Source organism: Stutzerimonas sp. NM35 (assembly GCF_054604355.1).
Genome location: NZ_CM137728.1, coordinates 2,746,425 through 2,764,280, shown reverse-complemented (window position 1 = coordinate 2,764,280; position 17,856 = coordinate 2,746,425). Strand labels below are relative to the sequence as shown.

At 61.7% G+C, this 17,856-nt stretch carries 14 protein-coding genes and 3 tRNA genes; 10 read left to right on the top strand and 7 right to left on the bottom strand.

From position 1 onward, the window contains the following. Positions 1-7: 7 nt before the first annotated feature. The 3 genes from ACYCFC_RS12880 to ACYCFC_RS12870 form a co-directional block, all read right to left on the bottom strand. On the bottom strand, positions 8-1,600 hold the full coding sequence (locus tag ACYCFC_RS12880; RefSeq protein ID WP_459651828.1) for a sensor histidine kinase: 1,593 nt from the start codon (positions 1,598-1,600) through the stop codon (positions 8-10). Then, the gene (locus ACYCFC_RS12875) at positions 1,590-1,826 is read right to left on the bottom strand and encodes a PP0621 family protein (protein WP_181086953.1); all 237 of its coding nucleotides are present in this window, start codon (positions 1,824-1,826) and stop codon (positions 1,590-1,592) included. Before ACYCFC_RS12875 ends, ACYCFC_RS12880 begins: the two co-directional genes overlap by 11 nt. A 71-nt stretch (positions 1,827-1,897) precedes the next feature. After that, positions 1,898-2,893, bottom strand: a complete 996-nt coding sequence (locus ACYCFC_RS12870) for an outer membrane protein assembly factor BamD (protein ID WP_459651827.1) — start codon at positions 2,891-2,893, stop codon at positions 1,898-1,900. A gap of 319 nt (positions 2,894-3,212) precedes the next feature. Here ACYCFC_RS12870 and rluD point away from each other — a divergent pair, with 319 nt between their 5' ends. The 6 genes from rluD (at position 3,213) to ACYCFC_RS12840 (ending at position 8,262) form a co-directional block, all read left to right on the top strand. Beyond that, a complete protein-coding gene (gene rluD / locus ACYCFC_RS12865) occupies positions 3,213-4,187 on the top strand; it encodes a 23S rRNA pseudouridine(1911/1915/1917) synthase RluD (protein WP_181086955.1) in 975 nt (324 codons plus the stop codon). Then, on the top strand, positions 4,184-4,921 hold the full coding sequence (gene pgeF, locus ACYCFC_RS12860; RefSeq protein ID WP_459651826.1) for a peptidoglycan editing factor PgeF: 738 nt from the start codon (positions 4,184-4,186) through the stop codon (positions 4,919-4,921). Before rluD ends, pgeF begins: the two co-directional genes overlap by 4 nt. 324 nt (positions 4,922-5,245) lie before the next feature. Continuing rightward, complete coding sequence (clpB, locus tag ACYCFC_RS12855; RefSeq protein WP_181086957.1) at positions 5,246-7,810, top strand: ATP-dependent chaperone ClpB; 2,565 nt, start codon at positions 5,246-5,248, stop codon at positions 7,808-7,810. Positions 7,811-8,019: 209 nt separating this feature from the next. Continuing rightward, positions 8,020-8,095: transfer RNA gene (locus ACYCFC_RS12850), tRNA-Asn, on the top strand. A 9-nt stretch (positions 8,096-8,104) separates the two neighbouring features. Then, positions 8,105-8,181, top strand: a tRNA-Pro gene (locus ACYCFC_RS12845). 5 nt (positions 8,182-8,186) lie between these two features. Then, positions 8,187-8,262, top strand: a tRNA-Lys gene (locus ACYCFC_RS12840). A 196-nt stretch (positions 8,263-8,458) separates the two neighbouring features. On the opposite strand, the gene ACYCFC_RS12835 is transcribed toward ACYCFC_RS12840, so the two are convergent. The 3 genes from ACYCFC_RS12835 to ACYCFC_RS12825 all read right to left on the bottom strand — a co-directional run bounded on the left by ACYCFC_RS12835 (position 8,459) and on the right by ACYCFC_RS12825 (position 12,352). Then, positions 8,459-9,754, bottom strand: a complete 1,296-nt coding sequence (locus ACYCFC_RS12835; protein ID WP_459651825.1) for an NAD(P)/FAD-dependent oxidoreductase — start codon at positions 9,752-9,754, stop codon at positions 8,459-8,461. 60 nt (positions 9,755-9,814) lie between these two features. Next, entirely contained in the window at positions 9,815-9,988 is a 174-nt protein-coding gene (locus ACYCFC_RS12830) for a DUF3094 family protein (protein ID WP_181086959.1), read from the bottom strand. A gap of 90 nt (positions 9,989-10,078) precedes the next feature. Then, complete coding sequence (locus ACYCFC_RS12825) at positions 10,079-12,352, bottom strand: DUF1631 domain-containing protein (RefSeq protein WP_459651824.1); 2,274 nt, start codon at positions 12,350-12,352, stop codon at positions 10,079-10,081. Between the two features lie 329 nt (positions 12,353-12,681). Between ACYCFC_RS12825 and nadC the strand changes: the two genes are divergently transcribed. Next, positions 12,682-13,530: a carboxylating nicotinate-nucleotide diphosphorylase gene (gene nadC / locus ACYCFC_RS12820; RefSeq protein ID WP_181086961.1), complete on the top strand. Its 849-nt coding sequence runs from the start codon at positions 12,682-12,684 to the stop codon at positions 13,528-13,530. A 186-nt stretch (positions 13,531-13,716) separates the two neighbouring features. On the opposite strand, the gene ACYCFC_RS12815 is transcribed toward nadC, so the two are convergent. Beyond that, positions 13,717-14,145, bottom strand: a complete 429-nt coding sequence (locus ACYCFC_RS12815; RefSeq protein WP_181086962.1) for a ZapG family protein — start codon at positions 14,143-14,145, stop codon at positions 13,717-13,719. Positions 14,146-14,537: 392 nt separating this feature from the next. Between ACYCFC_RS12815 and ACYCFC_RS12810 the strand changes: the two genes are divergently transcribed. The 3 genes from ACYCFC_RS12810 to zapE all read left to right on the top strand — a co-directional run bounded on the left by ACYCFC_RS12810 (position 14,538) and on the right by zapE (position 17,826). Next, entirely contained in the window at positions 14,538-15,167 is a 630-nt protein-coding gene (locus tag ACYCFC_RS12810) for an alpha/beta hydrolase (protein WP_459651823.1), read from the top strand. Positions 15,168-15,226: 59 nt separating this feature from the next. After that, a complete protein-coding gene (locus ACYCFC_RS12805; RefSeq protein WP_459651822.1) occupies positions 15,227-16,585 on the top strand; it encodes a tryptophan--tRNA ligase in 1,359 nt (452 codons plus the stop codon). 146 nt (positions 16,586-16,731) lie between these two features. Further along, positions 16,732-17,826 carry a cell division protein ZapE gene (gene zapE, locus ACYCFC_RS12800; protein ID WP_181086965.1) on the top strand — a complete coding sequence of 365 codons (1,095 nt, stop codon included), beginning with the start codon at positions 16,732-16,734 and terminating at the stop codon, positions 17,824-17,826. Positions 17,827-17,856: the final 30 nt, after the last annotated feature.

The window sequence follows — 17,856 nt, the reverse complement described above, 5'->3', positions numbered from 1 at the left end:
CTAGCCCTCAGGCGAGCTTGCCCGGATGGGCGAAGACGATGCGGAAACAGCTGCCGCCCCCGTCTCTTTCCCGGTAATCCAGGCGTGCCTGGTTGCTTTCGCACAGCTCCCTGCATATATACAGGCCCAGCCCCGTTCCCTTGCTCTCGGTGGTGAAGAAGGGCTCGAAGATATTCTGCAATTGTTCGGTGGGGATGCCGGGGCCGTCATCGAGCACCTCGAGAACCGGCAGGTCGCTGGTCTCGTCGCGAAACAGGTGCAGCCACACCTGTGCTTCGGCATGTTCCTGACCGCTGTAGCGCAGGCCGTTCTGCACCAGGTTGGTCAGCACCTGAAGCAACTGATTCGGGTCCATGCGCGTCTGCAGCGAGCTGCCCAGGGTTTTTACATGGAGGATCTGGCGCGGTGGCAGACCGCCACGAAACTCGCTGGCGAAGCGATGCGCCCAGTATTTGAGGTCCAGCAATTGCGGCTCGGCCTGCCGCCTGCGCGACAGCTGCAGGACGTTCTCGATCACCAGGTTCATGCGCCGCGAGTGATCCTGGATGATCTGCGTCAGGCGCATGTCGGCGGCATCCAGCTCCTCTGATTCCTGCAGCAGTTGCGCCGCATGGCTGATCGCGCCGAGCGGGTTGCGGATTTCGTGGGCGATGCTTGCCGTCAGCCGGCCCAGCGATGCCAGCTTGAGCTGCTGGGCCTGCTGCGCAATCTGCGAAATGTCTTCGAGAAATATCAGAGTGTTCTGACGCACGCCATGCTGCAGCGCGGCGAAACTTGGCTGCAGCATGGTGCCGTTTGGTGTGGCCCTGAAGTGCTGCGGGCGCAGTGTCGGGTTGTCGTGCCATTGCTGCAGTCCCCTGAGCAGCTCTGGACAGCGCGGCGCCAGACGCTCCCCGACCAGTGCGTGCTGGTCGAGCAGGTCGAGCGCGCCCTGATTGGCGAGCAGGATGCGCTGTTGCGGATCGAGCACCAGAATCCCGGTGCGCATGCGCTGCAGGATCTGCGCGTTCAGGGCTTCGAGGCTGGCGACTTCCTCGGCCCGCTGGCGGGCCAGGGTTTCACTGACCTGCAGGCGGCGTGTCAGGCCCTGTACCAGCAGGGCGGCGGCGAAGCACAGGGTTCCGAGCGCGGCGGCCTGGACGTACTGGCTGCTTGTTTCGCTGTCGCTGAGGCTGAGGTAGAAGGTCAGGTAGATGAGGCCGGTGGTGGCGACGGCGGCGATGAGAAAGCCCATGCGCCCGCGCAGCAGGATGTTGGCGATGGCGACGGCAATGATCAGCAGGTTGCCGATGCCGCTGGGGGTGCCGCCGGCAAAGTAGAACAGCGCCGAGAGCAGGGAAACATCCATCAGGGCGAGGATCAGGACCGACAGCTCGCGCTTGGGATTCTGCAGAAGAACGGCGATGAGGATATTGATGATCAGGTAGCCCCAGGCGCCATAGTGGAAGGCGGCGGGGTTGCTCATGTGCATCAGGTCGTTATGCAGGTCGCTGCTGATCAGCAGCACCAGCACCAGACCGATGGCGACACGATAAAGGTGATAGAGGCGAAGGATTCGCCGGCCCTGCTGGCCTAGGAATACCTGGCTTTCAGTTCCCACCCGGCTTGCTGCCCTGTTCCAGGTGGGCCTGGCTGCAGTACCACTGATCGCGTTCCTGCAAAGCCTGGTCGCGGGGCAGATGGATGCCGCACTGGGCGCAGCGCACCATGGGTAGTGTGGGCTGTTCAGGCTTGCGGGTGGTCGTGCGTTTGCTCGTCAGACGTCGCCAGAGCCAGAATGCCGTCGCAATCAGGATGATCCAGAACAGCAGCCGAAATAGACCCATATTTTCCTTCCTGGCTTGAGAGAACTGCGTGCGGAGCCTGATCGCTCAGGCTCCGGCAGGATGTCGCTGCGTCAGTCGAACAGGCCGAAGGTCAGGTAGCTCCACCAGGAGCGTCCGCCGTCCTGTTGTTCGTCCTCGGCTTCTCTCAGTACCGGACGCAATTCGTCAGGCAGATCACGGGCGGCATTTTCGTACTGGCGGAGCACGTCGCGGTTTGAGCGTGAGCTGTCCAGTGTCGTGCCTTTCGATTCGATCAGGCCCAGGGTGGCGCGAGACAGCCAGCCACGGTTGTCGGCCTCCTTCTCGCGCGGAACGAATTGGCCGCCTTCCAGGCTCGGATGTTCGGGGTAGTTGAGCTTGAGGGTCTCCAGACTGGTGCTGGCGAGATCGTCGAGGTTCAGCCGCAGATAGGCTTCGGTCATGACCGCCAGGCCATCGCCGACCGCCGGCGTACCCTGGAAGTTCTCCACGACATAGCGCCCACGATTGGCTGCGGCGACATAGGCCTGGCGGCGCAGATAGTAGTCGGCCACGTGGATTTCATTGGCGGCCAGCAGGTTGCGCAGGTAGACCATGCGTGCCTTGGCATCCGGTGCGTAGCGGCTGTTGGGGAAGCGGGTGGTCAGTTGTGCGAACTCGTTGAAGGAGTCACGCGCGGCGCCTGGATCACGCTTGGTCATGTCCAGCGGCAGGAAGCGGGCAAGGATGCCGCGATCCTGATCGAAGGAGGCGAGGCCCTTGAGGTAGTAGGCGTAATCGACGCTCGGATGCTGGGGATGCAGGCGGATGAAGCGCTCGGCGGAGGAGCGCGCGGCTTCGGGCTCCATGTTCCGGTAGTAGGCGAAAATCAGCTCCAGCTGCGCCTGCTCGGCGAAGCGACCGAAGGGATAGCGCGACTCCAGTGCCTTGAGCTTGGTGATGGCGCTGGTATAGCTCTTGTTGTCCAGGTCGGCCTGTGCCTGCCGGTACAGCTCCGTTTCACCGAGGTTCTCGCTGATGGTTTCGTTGGACGAGCAGGCGGCGGTAAGAGCGAAAATGGCGATCAGCAGCAGGTGTTTCACTTGCATGGCGGCTTGCGTCCTGTCACGGCTGGCTGTCTCGCGCTGAGCCGTCCTGTTATGATGAGCGCCCCGGCACGCCGGGACAAAGACGCCGTATTTAAACACAAGCCTGTTGCTGAAACCAAAGGCTCACCTGTACCTACGAACGGTCAAGCCCGACAGGCTCTAAGGGCATGGATTCTGTCAGCCTCGCCATCGATGCCGAGCTGACGTCTGCACGCGGCGAAATCTGCGACCGCATGGCCTGAGGGCAGGCCGCTCCCGGTTCCTGTTGGTCCTGTCGAGCAGAACTCGGCTCCTCCTTACTCATAAAGCGTCCTTAATTATGTCCACCATCCCCACGCAAGCCATCCAACTTCGCGCCGAAGTGCCATTCGACCTGGGCGGGCAGCGTCTCGATCAGGTCGCGGCCCAGCTGTTTCCCGAGCATTCCCGCTCGCGCCTCGCCGCGTGGATCAAGGACGGATCGCTGACCGTGGACGGAGCGACGCTGCGTCCGCGGGACATCGTGCATGCCGGCTCGGTTCTGGTGCTTGGCGCCGAGCAGCAGGCGCAGGGTGAGTGGGTGGCGGAGGATATTCCGCTGGATATCGTCTTCGAGGACGAGCACATCCTGGTGCTGAACAAGCCGGCTGGCCTGGTGGTGCATCCGGCTGCCGGGCATGCCAGTGGAACCCTGCTCAATGCCCTGCTGCATCATGTGCCGGAGCTGATCAACGTGCCGCGTGCCGGCATCGTGCATCGGCTGGACAAGGACACCACCGGCCTGATGGTGGTCGCCAAGACACTGCAGGCCCAGACGCGCCTGGTCGAGCAGCTGCAGGCACGCAGCGTCAGCCGTATCTATGAAGCCATCGTCATCGGCGTGATCATCACCGGCGGCACTGTCGATGCGCCGATTGGCCGTCATGGCCAGCAGCGCCAACGCATGGCCGTGGTCGAAGGCGGCAAGCCGGCCATCAGCCATTACCGGGTGCTGGAGCGCTTCCGCTCGCACACCCATGTGCGGGTCAAGCTCGAAACCGGGCGCACCCACCAGATTCGTGTGCATATGACCCATCTCGGTTATCCGCTGGTGGGTGATCCGCTCTACAGCGGTCGTTTCCGCATACCGCCGGCGGCCAGTCAGACGCTCGTGCAATCGCTGCGCGAGTTTCCGCGCCAGGCGCTGCATGCCCGTTTTCTCGAACTGGACCATCCGCTCAGCGGCGAGCGGATGAAATGGGAATCGCCCCTGCCGGATGATTTCGTCTGGCTGCTGACGCTGTTGCAGCAGGATCGCGAGGCCTTTATCGGGTGAACGGCTGGCCCGGCGACTGGATCATTCCCGACTGGCCCGCGCCCCGGCATGTGCGGGCCTGCGTGACCACGCGCGAGGGTGGCGAAAGCCGGGCGCCTTTCGACGGTTTCAATCTGGGCGATCACGTCGGTGACGAGCCGGCGACGGTCATGGCCAACAGGCAGCGCTTGCAGGCCGTTCTCGGCTGCGAACCTGCCTGGCTGAGCCAGGTGCATTCGGTTGTCACGGTCAAGGCCGACCCGGCACTGGTGCCGTGCGCAGATGCCAGCTGGACAGACGCCACCGGCATTGCCTGTACGGTACTCACCGCCGATTGCCTGCCGGTACTCTTCTGCGATCGGGCCGGTACCCGCGTAGCCGCCGCGCATGCCGGCTGGCGCGGACTGGCCAATGGCATGCTGGAATCGACCGTGGCCGCGATGCAGGTGCCGGGCGAACAGTTGCTGGCCTGGCTGGGGCCGGCAATCGGCCCGGAGGCCTTCGAGGTCGGCCCTGAAGTCCGGGAAGCCTTTATCACGCAGCACCCGGTTGCGGTCGAAGCCTTTCGCCCAAGTCGCAATGCCGGGCGTTATATGGCTGATCTCTACCATCTGGCCCGCATCCGCCTCGCCGCCTGTGGTGTCAGCGCAGTCTTCGGCGGCGGGTTCTGCACCTTCACTGACCCGCGCTTCTACTCCTACCGTCGCGCTGCCCGCACTGGACGCTTCGCCAGCCTGATCTGGATCGACGGGTAAAAAGACGAGAAAAGCGCTGGAGGCTGGACGAACAGCCTGAACGGCACTGTCCCGGCCCGGCCCATGATCTGCATCAATGTCACAGGCCTTGAATCTCCAAGAATCCAGCCCTATCTAAGTTTCATCTCGCAGGCTTCGGCAGACCATTAAAAACTACCTGCGTTGGCAATACTGCGTTAAAAACAGGCTCGGAATGCTCATTTAGATTACTAAACTCCGCTTCCTCGCCTGTTTTTGCCTTGTCTTGCCTGCCTCGCCTACGTTTTTAACGGCCAGCCGGGCGCGATCCAGTGTGCCGGCCTGCCTTATTAGAAAGGTGACTACATGCGTATCGATCGTCTGACCAGCAAGCTGCAGCTTGCGCTTTCCGATGCCCAGTCCATCGCCGTTGGCCTGGATCATCCCTCCATCGAACCCCTGCATCTGCTGCAAGCGCTGCTGGAGCAGCAGGGCGGCTCGATCAAGCCCCTGCTGATGCAAGTGGGCTTCGATATCAACGGCTTGCGGCAAGCGCTGACCAAGGAACTGGATCAGCTGCCGAAACTGCAGAATCCCACTGGCGACATGAACATGTCCCAGGACCTGGCGCGTCTGCTCAATCAGGCTGATCGCCTGGCGCAGCAGAAGGGTGATCAGTACATTTCCAGCGAGCTGGTGCTGCTCGCGGCGCTGGACAACAACACCCGCCTGGGCAAGCTGCTGCTGGCGCAAGGCGTGAGCAGGCAGGCACTGGAGAATGCCATCAGCAACCTGCGTGGCGGCGAGGCGGTCAACGACCCCAATGCCGAGGAATCACGCCAGGCGCTGGACAAGTACACCGTGGACATGACCAAGCGCGCCGAGGACGGCAAGCTCGACCCGGTGATCGGTCGCGACGACGAGATCCGCCGGACCATCCAGGTGCTGCAGCGGCGCACCAAGAACAATCCGGTGCTGATCGGTGAGCCGGGCGTGGGCAAGACCGCCATCGTCGAAGGGCTGGCCCAGCGCATCGTCAACGGCGAGGTGCCCGACGGGCTCAAGGACAAGCGCCTGCTGGCGCTGGACATGGGGTCGCTGATCGCCGGCGCCAAATTCCGTGGCGAGTTCGAGGAGCGTCTGAAAGCCGTGCTCAATGAGCTGGGCAAGCAGGAAGGGCGTGTCATCCTCTTCATCGACGAGCTGCATACCATGGTCGGGGCCGGCAAGGCCGAGGGCGCTATGGATGCCGGCAACATGCTCAAGCCTGCGCTGGCGCGTGGTGAGCTGCATTGCGTCGGGGCGACCACGCTGGATGAGTATCGCCAGTACATCGAGAAGGATGCGGCGCTGGAGCGGCGTTTCCAGCGCGTGCAGGTCGATGAGCCGAGCGAAGAGGACACCATCGCCATCCTGCGTGGCCTGAAGGAGCGCTACGAGGTGCACCATGGCGTCTCCATCACCGATGGCGCCATTATCGCGGCGGCGAAGCTGTCCCATCGCTACATCACCGACCGCCAGCTGCCGGACAAGGCCATCGACCTGATCGACGAGGCGGGCAGCCGCATTCGCATGGAGATCGACTCCAAGCCAGAAGAGCTGGATCGTCTCGATCGACGCCTGATCCAGCTGAAGATCGAGCGCGAGGCACTGAAGAACGAGGACGACGAGGCCACCAGGAAGCGCCTGGCCAAGCTCGACGAGGAAATCGTCAAGCTGGAGCGCGAATACGCCGATCTGGAGGAAATCTGGAAGTCGGAGAAAGCCGAGGTGCAGGGTTCGGCACAGATGCATCAGAAGATCGAGCAGGCCAAGGCCGAACTCGAAGCCGCACGGCGCAAGGGTGATCTGGCGCGCATGGCCGAGTTGCAGTACGGCATCATCCCGGACCTGGAACGCAGCCTGCAGATGGTCGATCAGCATGGCAAGGCGGAAAACCAGCTGCTGCGCAACAAGGTGACCGATGAGGAAATCGCCGAGGTCGTGTCGAAGTGGACCGGCATCCCGGTCTCGAAGATGCTCGAAGGCGAGCGCGAGAAGCTGCTGAAGATGGAAGACCTGCTGCACCAGCGCGTCATCGGTCAGCATGAGGCGGTGGTTTCGGTGGCCAATGCGGTGCGCCGTTCCCGCGCGGGGCTGGCGGACCCGAATCGCCCCAGCGGTTCGTTCCTCTTCCTCGGCCCGACCGGCGTGGGCAAGACCGAGCTGTGCAAGGCGCTGGCCGAGTTCCTCTTCGATACCGAGGAGGCGATGATCCGCATCGACATGTCCGAGTTCATGGAGAAGCACTCGGTGGCGCGGCTGATCGGTGCGCCACCGGGCTATATCGGCTATGAGGAAGGCGGATACCTGACCGAGGCGGTGCGTCGCAAGCCTTATTCGGTGGTGCTGCTCGACGAGGTGGAGAAGGCGCACCCGGATGTCTTCAACATTCTGTTGCAGGTGCTGGAGGATGGGCGTCTGACCGACAGCCACGGGCGGACAGTGGATTTCCGCAATACCGTGATCGTGATGACCTCGAACCTGGGTTCGATGCAGATTCAGGAGCTGGTGGGCGACCCGGATGCCCAGCGTGCGGCGGTGATGGATGCGGTGGGGCAGCATTTCCGTCCGGAATTCATCAACCGTATCGATGAGGTGGTGGTGTTCGATCCGCTGGCGCGCGAGCAGATTGCCGGAATCGCCCATATCCAGCTGGCTCGTCTGCGCCAGCGCCTGGCGGAGCGTGACTTGAGCCTGGAGCTGAGCGATGAAGCGATGGACAGGCTGGTCGCCGTAGGTTACGACCCGGTCTATGGCGCGCGGCCTCTGAAGCGTGCCATCCAGCGCTGGATCGAGAACCCGCTGGCCCAGCAGATCCTCTCCGGCGCATTCGAGCCGGGTGCCAGCATCACAGGCAGGGTGGAGGGCGACGAGATCGTATTTGCCTGACCCGGACGGGGCCGCTCCGCTGGAGTGGCCCCTGTCTGAAAGGGACGTTGCCGTGGCCAATCTTCCCCGGCCTGAAGTTTCTCGCAAGGTATTGTAGTAAATCGTATTTTTTCTGTTGACAGGCGCGTCGAGAACCGTAAAATGGCGCGCCTCTAAGGGGGGTTTGCAAGGCTACACAGCAAGCCAGCCAAGGGGATGGAAATAGAAGTTCCGCGATAGCTCAGTCGGTAGAGCAAATGACTGTTAATCATTGGGTCCCAGGTTCGAGTCCTGGTCGCGGAGCCAAATTCCAATCGGGGTATAGCGCAGTCCGGTAGCGCGCCTGCTTTGGGAGCAGGATGTCGGGAGTTCGAATCCCCCTACCCCGACCATTTTTGGGTCGTTAGCTCAGTTGGTAGAGCAGTTGGCTTTTAACCAATTGGTCGTAGGTTCGAGTCCCACACGACCCACCAAAATGGCTTCGCAAGAAGCCTGAAAAAACCGGAAGTTCCGAGAGGAACTTCCGGTTTTTTTATGCCTGCATTTTTCTTCGCAATCACGACACATCATTGGCTGCTCTTGAGCTGCTCTTGAGCTGCTCTTGAGCTGCTCTTGAGCTGCTCTTGAGCCGCGCTTCCCGCTCGTTATGGGAAGCGCGAGCGGGCGCAATCAGTGCAGCTTGAGGCGCGGTGCCGTACTGGTGCTGAGCTTGTCGCCGATCATCATCAGGGCGGTGCGAGCGACGCCATACAGGGCGATCTGATGCATCCGGTAGAGTGAAATGTAGAACATCCGCGCCAGCCAGCCTTCGAGCATGATGCTGCCGGTGAGGTTGCCCATCAGGTTGCCGACGGCTGAGAAGCTGGAGAGGGAAATCAGCGAGCCGTAATCGCGGTAGCGGTAGCTGGGCAGGTCCTTGCCTTCGAGTCGCAAGGCCAGCGACTTGGCCAGTAGCGAGGCCTGCTGATGTGCGGCCTGCGCCCGTGGCGGTACGTTGCGGTCGCTGTCCGGTTGCGGGCAGGCCGCGCAGTCGCCGAAGGCGAAGATGTCATCATCACGAGTGGTCTGCAGGCTGGGCCGAACCACCAGTTGATTGATCCGGTTGGTTTCCAGGCCGTCGATCTCGTGGAGGAATTTCGGGGCGCGGATGCCGGCTGCCCAGACTCTCAGGCTGGCGGGCACGAAATCGCCGTTCTCGGTACGCAACCCATCCTTGGTCACTTCGCTGACGGCAGCGCCCGTGAGGACGCTCACCCCCAGCTCCCTGAGCGTCTGATGCACGGGCTGGCTGATGCGTTCAGGCAGCGCCGGAAGTACGCGCGGGCCTGCTTCTATCAGGGTGATGTTCATATTTTCCGGCTTGATGCTGTCCAGCCCGTAGGCGGCGAGCTCGTGGGCGGCATGGTGAAGTTCTGCCGCCAGTTCGACGCCGGTCGCCCCGGCGCCGACGATGGCCAGGTTGAGGGTTTCGTGTTGGCCCTCGCTGGCGTGGGCGCGCATGTAATGGCTGAGCAGCCGACGGCGGAAGCGCTCCGCCTGTTCCCGGGTATCGAGGAAGATGCAGTGCTCGGCTGCGCCCAGAGTGCCGAAATCGTTGGTGGTGCTGCCGACAGCGATAACCAGGGTGTCGTAACCGAGCGTGCGTGCGGGCACCAGTTCGAGACCCTGCTCGTCCAGAGTGGCGGCAAGGTGTATGTATTTGCCTTCACGCTCCAGGCCGCACATGCGGCCCAACTGGAACTCGAAGTGATTCCATTTGGCTTGTGCCACATAGTTGAGCTCGTCGGCCGAGGAGTTCAGCGAGCCGGCAGCGACTTCATGCAGAAGCGGTTTCCAGATATGCGTCAGGTTGGTGTCGATCAGGGTGACGCGGGCTTTGCCGCGCTTGCCCAGTGTTTTACCCAGGCGGGTAGCAAGCTCCAGGCCGCCGGCGCCGCCGCCGACGATTACAATGCGATGGGTCATCAGAAGAACTCATAAAGGTTTTGCGGGATTCGGTCGAGCGCCTGGGGAGCGCAGAGTCGCTCATGACACCAGGCGGCTGAGGAGGCGGCTGAGAATGCCCAGACCAATCACGACGACCAGAACCAGAAGGAGCAGAAGCCAGGGCCGAAAAGGCTGGCGCTCGACCTGGTGCTGAGGAGCGCTGAGATACTGGTCAACGCGTTTCTGGTCTTCAGGATTAAGACGGCTGGGCATGAGCACCTCGAATGGTATGCAGTCATTCTAGCCTTGGGGCGGGAAAAGCCAATCCTGCTTGTGTACAAAGCCTTGCGCCGTGCGAAAGTACTAGCGGTTGCTGCCCCTCAGTTGGCGCAAGTTGCCGATGACCGATTCCAGTGCGCGATCGAACAGCAGGGTGTCGTTGAGCAGGCGGATGGCGCCGCGGCGAAATTCGATGGCAAGCCCCAGGCGGGTCTTTTCCAGTACTTTCATGCCGGTGCGGTTGACGAAGATGTACTTGCCGGTGGGTTTGATGATCGCGGCCAGTTTGCAGCGCAGCTTGTGCTCTTCGTCCTCCTGAAACTCGACCCAGCTGCCGACCCGCAGGTTGTCGACCTGGGCCAGTGCTTCGTCGCTGTCGGCCAGGTCGATCTCGGGCTCCAGTTCACGACTTTCGCCGGGAGCGAGCAGCACGATTTCGTCGACCACTTCGACCATCGCCGGTACTGCAGTGGCTTCGGAGGGGGTGTCTTGCGGCAGTTCGGGGCTTTGTTCGGTGATGCTGTCGTTGCTGGCAGGTGCCGGTTGTGCGGGCTGCGACGATTGGCTGGTCTGGTGCAACGTCTGCACATGCAGGGCTTCGAGTCGGGTAAAGAAGTCGCTGGTCGAGAACGGATCGAACGCGGCGCTGGTCAGGCCGTCGCGCAGGCTTTTGAGCAGGCTCGGAACCAGTGCCAGCAGGCGCTCACGCGATTGCGGATCGTCGTGTGGCTCGACGCTCCAGATCAGGTCATCCATGGTCGCCAGGGTTGCCTGCCATTGCTCGGAGTGGGTGCCGTACTTCAGGCAGGTGAGCAGCAGGACTTTGCTCCAGGCTTCCTGCAGGAGGCGTACCACGACCTCGGGCAAGGTTTTGCCGAGCAGGCGCTGGTTGAGTGCGTGCTCGACTTCCTGGCGAGCCACTTCCGCCTTGGCGCGTCCTTCTTCGGCATCACGGGTGCGTTGTTCGAGCAGTTCGCTGCGGCGGCGCTCGTCGCCGGTGAATGCGAGGAAGTCGGCAAGCAGCTCGGAGAAGATGACAGGATCATCAACGAAGTCGTTCAGCAGGCGCGACACGATCTGTTCGATCTTCTGGTAAAGGCTGTCCCGCTGGGTTTCGTCCTGTTCGACCCAGCCCATCGCGGCGGACGCTATTTCGTTGAGCAGGCGGCGGGCCGGATGGCTGCCGCGGCTGAAAAAGGTCTTGTCCAGCACCGCGACCTTCAGCAGCGGGATCTGCAGGCGGCCAATCAGGGCCTTGAGCGAGTCGGGCAGGGTGCGGTCATCGAGAATGAACTCGAACAGCATCGAAACCAGGTTGATGACGTCCTCGTCCACCTCGCCGACAATCCGCGATTTGCCGCTCTTGGCGCTGACCCGGTGCAATAGGTGCTCGAGCTGGTCCTGCAGGCTGTATTCATCGATCTGCTGTGGCGCGCGCGCCTGCAGGTGCGAGAGCAGGCGCATCAGGTCATTGCTGGAGATCGGCACGGCATCACTGGAAATGTTGCGTGCCGGCAGGGCGCTGCCGCGCAATTCCGCAAGCAGGGTTTGCAGCGCGCCGAAGGCTTCGTGGAAGCCCTCTTCGGGATACTCGGGCGTACCGCTGAAAGTATGTGCCGGCGAATTGCTTCCCGGTGTCGCCGGGCGATTGCCGGTCTTGCGGGGTGGGGTGGAGTGCAGCTCCGGCAGTATGCCGGCAGCCACCAGGGTCTGGTTGGCTTCGGCATAGAGCTGGGTGAGGTCCGTCAGTACGTAGCGCTCGAACAGCTTGAGAATGATCAGCTTGACCTTGATCTCAACGCCAAGGCTGCGGCAGGCCTCAAGAAAGTTTTCGCATAGCTGCTGGGGGCCGAGCGGGTTGCTCTTGTCGTCGATTTTCCTGCTCACCAGGACGTTCATGCGGGTGGTCAGGTGGCTGAGCGGTTGGGTGGCGCGACTCATGACCTTGGCGACCATGGTGTCGATCGCTACCGATTCTTCCAGCTCGTCGTTCTGCACCAGCGCCAGGCTTTCAAAGGAGGCTTCCGGCTGTGCGGGCCTGCCGATTTCATACTGATTGAGTCGGGTGAAAGACTCGAAGAGCTGCTGCAGAAAGCCGCGCTCGATGCTGCGGCGCTTCATGCGCAGGTCACGCATGGCCTCGAAGAAGGCATTCTGCTCGACGTTGCTGGTGGCCCGGTCGGCTATCTCGAAAAGCGAATCGTCGGCGTTGTCGAGCAAGGTTTGCAGTGCCAGTCGCAGTTGCTGCGCCGCCTGATCGCGCACGCTGATGAGCGCGACAGGCAGTCGACCTGCCGAGGGTGTCGCCTGGTGCTCTGCAGTGGCCTTCAGGTGCACCACTTTCGCATCGGTTCGCATCGAGACTCTCCCGAACGCCCTGGTAAGGCGATCACAATGCCTGGCATGCCGCTGTGGATAGTAAAGATAGCGGCCTGTGAGTAGCTCTCGCCACTTTTATGGCGTCAATTTATAGAAGCATTATATGTCTTCAGATGCTGCTTAGTAGTCCGGGCATTGCTTAGACATGATGCAGCTCACAGATGCTCCCGCGAATTCCGGCGGACGGTCACGAAATACTACCGGCGGTGCCTGTTTCGGGGAACCTGTGGCTTTTTGCCAGTCTGGCTGGTCCTGCGCGACCATCGGATGAGGCTTTATACTCATGCCGAATTCTATGGGAGTCTGTCGTGACCAATCTCACTCTTGCTGACCTCGGTGCTGAAATCGAAATCAACGTGCGCAAGGCCCTGGCCGAGGATATTGGCGCCGGGGACATTACCGCTCAGCTGATTCCGGCTGAGCGGCTGGCCCATGCGAAGGTGATTACCCGGGAAGCAGCCGTGATTTGCGGGACAGCCTGGGTCGATGCCGTATTTCGCCAGCTGGACCCTCGGGTCGCGGTGCATTGGCAGGTTGTCGATGGCGAGCGGGTGGCGGCGGATCGTGTGCTGTTTCAGCTTGAAGGGCCGTCGCGTGCGCTACTCAGCGGTGAGCGAGCCGCGTTGAATTTCCTGCAGACGCTATCCGGCGTTGCAACCCGGAGCCGGCACTATGCCGATCTTGTCGAAGGCACGGGTGTGCAACTGCTCGATACCCGCAAAACCATTCCCGGCCTGCGTCTGGCGCAAAAATACGCCGTCACCTGTGGGGGGTGCCACAACCATCGGATCGGGCTTTACGATGCTTTCCTGATCAAGGAAAACCATATCGCCGCCTGTGGTGGAATCGCCGAGGCCGTCGCGGCGGCGCGTCGTATTGCGCCCGGCAAGCCGGTGGAGGTCGAAGTAGAGAGTCTGGACGAGCTGGAGCAGGCGCTGCGTGCCGGCGCCGATATCGTCATGCTCGACGAGCTGAGCCTGGATGATATGCGCATCGCCGTGGGGGTTGCGGCGGGGCGGGCGAAGCTGGAGGCTTCGGGAGGGATCGATGATGAAAGTCTGCGCAGAGTGGCCGAAACCGGCGTGGACTATATTTCGATCGGCGCCCTGACCAAGCATGTCAGGGCGATCGATCTGTCGATGCGCTTGCAGCAGTGAAAAAACTACCTGCGTTGGCAATACGGCGTTAAAAACAGGCTCGGACTGCTCATTTAGACCACTAAACTCCGCGTCCTCGCCTGTTTTTGCCTTGTCTTGCCTGCCTCGCCTACGTTTTTCGATGGGCCTGATGATGTGCTTAAAAGCCGGCGGCCCACCTGAGGTGTGCCGCCAATTGCGTTGCGATCAGTGCTTTTTCAGGCCAAAGTTCTCATGCAGCGTGCCCGGCGTATCTCCGTCCTTCGGGGCGTAATCCTTCGGTGGCTCGGTGAATGCCGGTGAGTCCAGGCGTTCACGGGGCGTATGGGTTTCCTGGCTGTGCAGTGCGGTGAGCAGGCGCTGACGGGTCTGTTCGTCGAGTGCGAGCTTGTCCGCACCCTCGGACAGGTGGTTCTGGATGTCCTGATGGCTTGCCGTCAGTTTGCGCAGCAGGCTGGCGGTGGTATTGAAGTGAGTCACCACTTCGCTTTGATAGGTGTCCAGGCGCTCCTGCAGCTCATCCACCTGGTGCTGTGTGCTGTTGGGCGCGCTGTTGCGCGATATCAGATAACCAATAGCGATACCGACGATCAGGCCGGCAATCGGGAGCAACCAGGTCGCGAGGTTCTGTTCCACGAGTTTTCCTCTATATAAACGGCTGTGCTGTTCAGTCCGGGTAAAACACCGCGAAGACGTCGACGGTGACAATCGGACACTGCTGCGCCCGGTGTCGCTGACTGTATCGCCTGAGGCGGGTGGTTTTTCCACGGCTTGATACGTTAACGTCTCGTACCTGCCCTGTATACCGCGACGCAGCGAGGCGGTCATCATCAGGTGGCTCGTAAGCAGGCTGTTGAAAAAACGTAGGCGAGGCAGCCAGTGCAAGGCAAAAACAGGCGAGGAAGAGGAGTTTAGTAGTCTAAATGAGCATTCCGAGCCTGTTTTTAACGCAGCAATGGCAACGCAGGTAGTTTTTTCTCAGCCTGCCAGCAAGACGAGTCAACTTGCCACAAGGTCACGGAGCCATTTTGTTGAAACGCGAAATCCCCATTTCCATCGAAGGGCCGACCGGCGTGCTGGAAGGCCTGTATTACGACCAGCCCGATGCGCGAGGGCTGGCGCTGGTCTGTCACCCCAACCCGGTCAAGGGCGGGACCATGTTGAACAAGGTGGTCTCAACCCTGCAGCGCACCGCGCGCGATGCCGGCTATGTCACGCTGCGTTTCAATTATCGCGGCGTCGGCGGCAGTGGCGGCAGCCATGACATGAATACCGGTGAGGTCGATGACGCCGAAGCCGCGCTGCGCTGGCTGCAGGCACAGCATCCGGGGCTGCCGTTGACGTTGCTGGGCTTTTCCTTTGGCGGGTTCGTCGCAGCGGCGCTGGCGAGTCGGGTAGAAGCACGGGACGAACGTCTGGAGCGGCTGTTCATGGTGGCGCCAGCGGTTTCACGACTGGAGAGCGGAGCAATGGCCGAGCACTGCACCCTGACCATCGTTCAGCCCGACGATGACGAGGTGATCGATCCGGCCTCGGTGCATACGTTCTCCGCCACGCTTGAACGCCCCCACGAATTGCTGAAAGTGGCAGAATGCGGCCACTTTTTCCATGGCAGGCTGGTGGAGCTCAAGGAGCTGGTTGCGCCCCGCTTGAACTAGCAGGTCGTTGCACAACAGCGAACGCCTGAGCCGCCTGCAGACTGAATCGAGATAACCCTATGAAAACCCGCATCCTTACCGGCATCACCACCACGGGCACGCCGCACCTGGGCAATTATGCCGGGGCCATCCGCCCGGCCATTGTCGCCAGTCGCGCAGCCGATGCCGATTCCTTCTATTTCCTCGCCGACTACCATGCGCTGATCAAGTGCGACGAGCCGTTGCGCATTCAGCAGTCTCGCCTGGAAATCGCCGCGACCTGGCTTGCCTGTGGCCTGGATGCCGAGCGGGTGACCTTCTACCGTCAGTCCGATATCCCGGAAATTCCCGAGTTGACCTGGTTGCTGACCTGTGTCGCCGGCAAGGGCCTGCTCAACCGCGCGCATGCCTACAAGGCCTCGGTGGACAGGAACCTCGAACAGGGCGAAGACCCTGACGCGGGCATCAGCATGGGGCTGTTCAGCTACCCGGTGCTGATGGCTGCCGACATTCTCATGTTCAACGCGCATCAGGTGCCGGTGGGTCGTGACCAGATCCAGCATGTGGAAATGGCGCGCGATATCGGCCAGCGCTTCAACCACCTGTTCGGCAATGGCCGGGAGCTGTTCACCCTGCCGGAGGCGCTGATCGAGGAAAGCGTAGCGACCTTGCCGGGGCTCGACGGGCGCAAGATGTCCAAGAGCTACGACAACACCATCCCGCTGTTCGCCAGCGTCAAGGAGCTGAAAGGCACCATCGCGCGTATCGTCACCGACTCGAAGCTGCCCGGTGAGCCGAAAGACCCGGACAGCTCGCATCTGTTCACCCTCTACCAGGCTTTCGCCACACCGGCGCAACTGGCCGGGTTTCGCGCCGAGCTGCTGACTGGACTGGCCTGGGGCGAGGCCAAGCAGCGCCTGTTCCAGCTGCTCGATGACGAACTGGGTGAGGCGCGGGAACGTTATCATGCGCTTATCGCCAAGCCCGGCGAGCTGGAGGATATCCTCCAGGCCGGCGCGGCCAAGGCGCGCAAGGTGGCGACGCCGTTCCTCGGTGAGTTGCGTGAGGCAGTGGGGCTGCGCAATTTCCGCAGTGAAGTGAAAAGTGCCGGCCCGGCCAGGAAAAAAGGCGGCAAGGCGGCTCGTTTCGCCAGCTTCCGCGAAACCGATGGCAGCTTCCGCTTCCGCTTCTTCGCCGCCGATGGGGAAGAGTTGCTGCTGTCGCGTCCGTTCAGCGATCCCAAGGCCATAGGCGTGCTCAGCCAGCGCCTGATCGGGCAGGGTGTCGATGCGCTGGAACTGCGTGCCGATGAAGACGATCAATTCACCCTGTGGCTCGATGGCGAATGCATCGCCGATAGCCCGCGCTACGCCGACGAGACCGCGCTGGAAGCCGCCATGCTGCGCCTGCGTCAGGCCATGGCGACGCTTGCTGTTTAGTTTGGCGGGTTTGGCTGCCGGTCATTATCTGACCGGCGATTTTCCGTCATCACCGGAGGTCAGCTGTTTTGAACGATCTGCGCAAATTGCCATCCGCCGAGGGCGCGGCTAAAGTAACGCCCCCGTTTCACTACCCAGACCCGGCCATGACACCTCTCGAGCGCTATCAGGCAGACCTGCAACGTCCAGATTTCTTTCACGATGCGGCCCAGGAAACAGCCGTTCGTCACCTGCAGCGTCTGTACGATGACCTGGTCGCGGCGGAGCGCACATCCTCCGGCCTGCTGGGCAAGCTCTTCGGCAAGAAACAGCAGGGGCCGGTCAAGGGCCTGTACTTCTGGGGCGGTGTCGGTCGCGGCAAGACCTATCTGGTCGATACCTTCTTCGACGCGCTGCCGTTCGAGCAGAAAACCCGTACCCACTTCCACCGCTTCATGAAGCGTGTGCACGAGGAAATGCGCACCCTCAAAGGCGAGAAGAATCCGCTGACGATCATCGGCAAGCGCTTTGCCGAAGAGTCCAGGGTGATCTGCTTCGACGAATTCTTCGTTTCCGATATCACTGACGCGATGATTCTGGCGACGCTGCTCGAAGAGCTGTTCAAGAACGGTGTGAGCCTGGTCGCGACTTCCAATATCGTTCCCGACGGCCTCTACAAGGATGGCCTGCAGCGTGCCCGCTTCCTGCCGGCCATCGAGCTGCTGAAGCAGCATACCGAGATCATCAACGTCGACAGCGGCATCGACTACCGTCTGCGGGCTCTTGAGCAGGCCGAGCTTTATCATTTTCCGCTGGATGCCGAGGCGGAGCAGAGCCTGGAGAAGAGCTTCCGCAGCCTGCTGCCGGAACAGTGCCGAGTGCAGGAAAACGATGCACTGAACATCGAGAACCGCGAGATCGTTGCGCGCAAGACTGCCAGCGGCGTCGCCTGGTTCGAGTTTCGCGAGCTCTGTGATGGACCGCGCAGCCAGAACGATTACATCGAACTGGGCAAGATCTTCGATACGGTGCTGGTCTCGAACGTTGAGCGAATGGACGCCTACAAGGACGACATGGCGCGACGTTTCATCAATATGGTGGACGAGTTCTACGACCGCAGCGTCAAGCTGATCCTCTCCGCCGAGGTCGAGCTCAAGGACCTCTATGCCGGCGGGCGCCTGGAGTTCGAATTCCAGCGCACCCTGAGCCGCCTGCTGGAAATGCAGTCCCACGAATACCTGGCGCGACCGCATAAGCCTTAAAAGCCGATAAAAGCGCTGGAGGCTGGACGA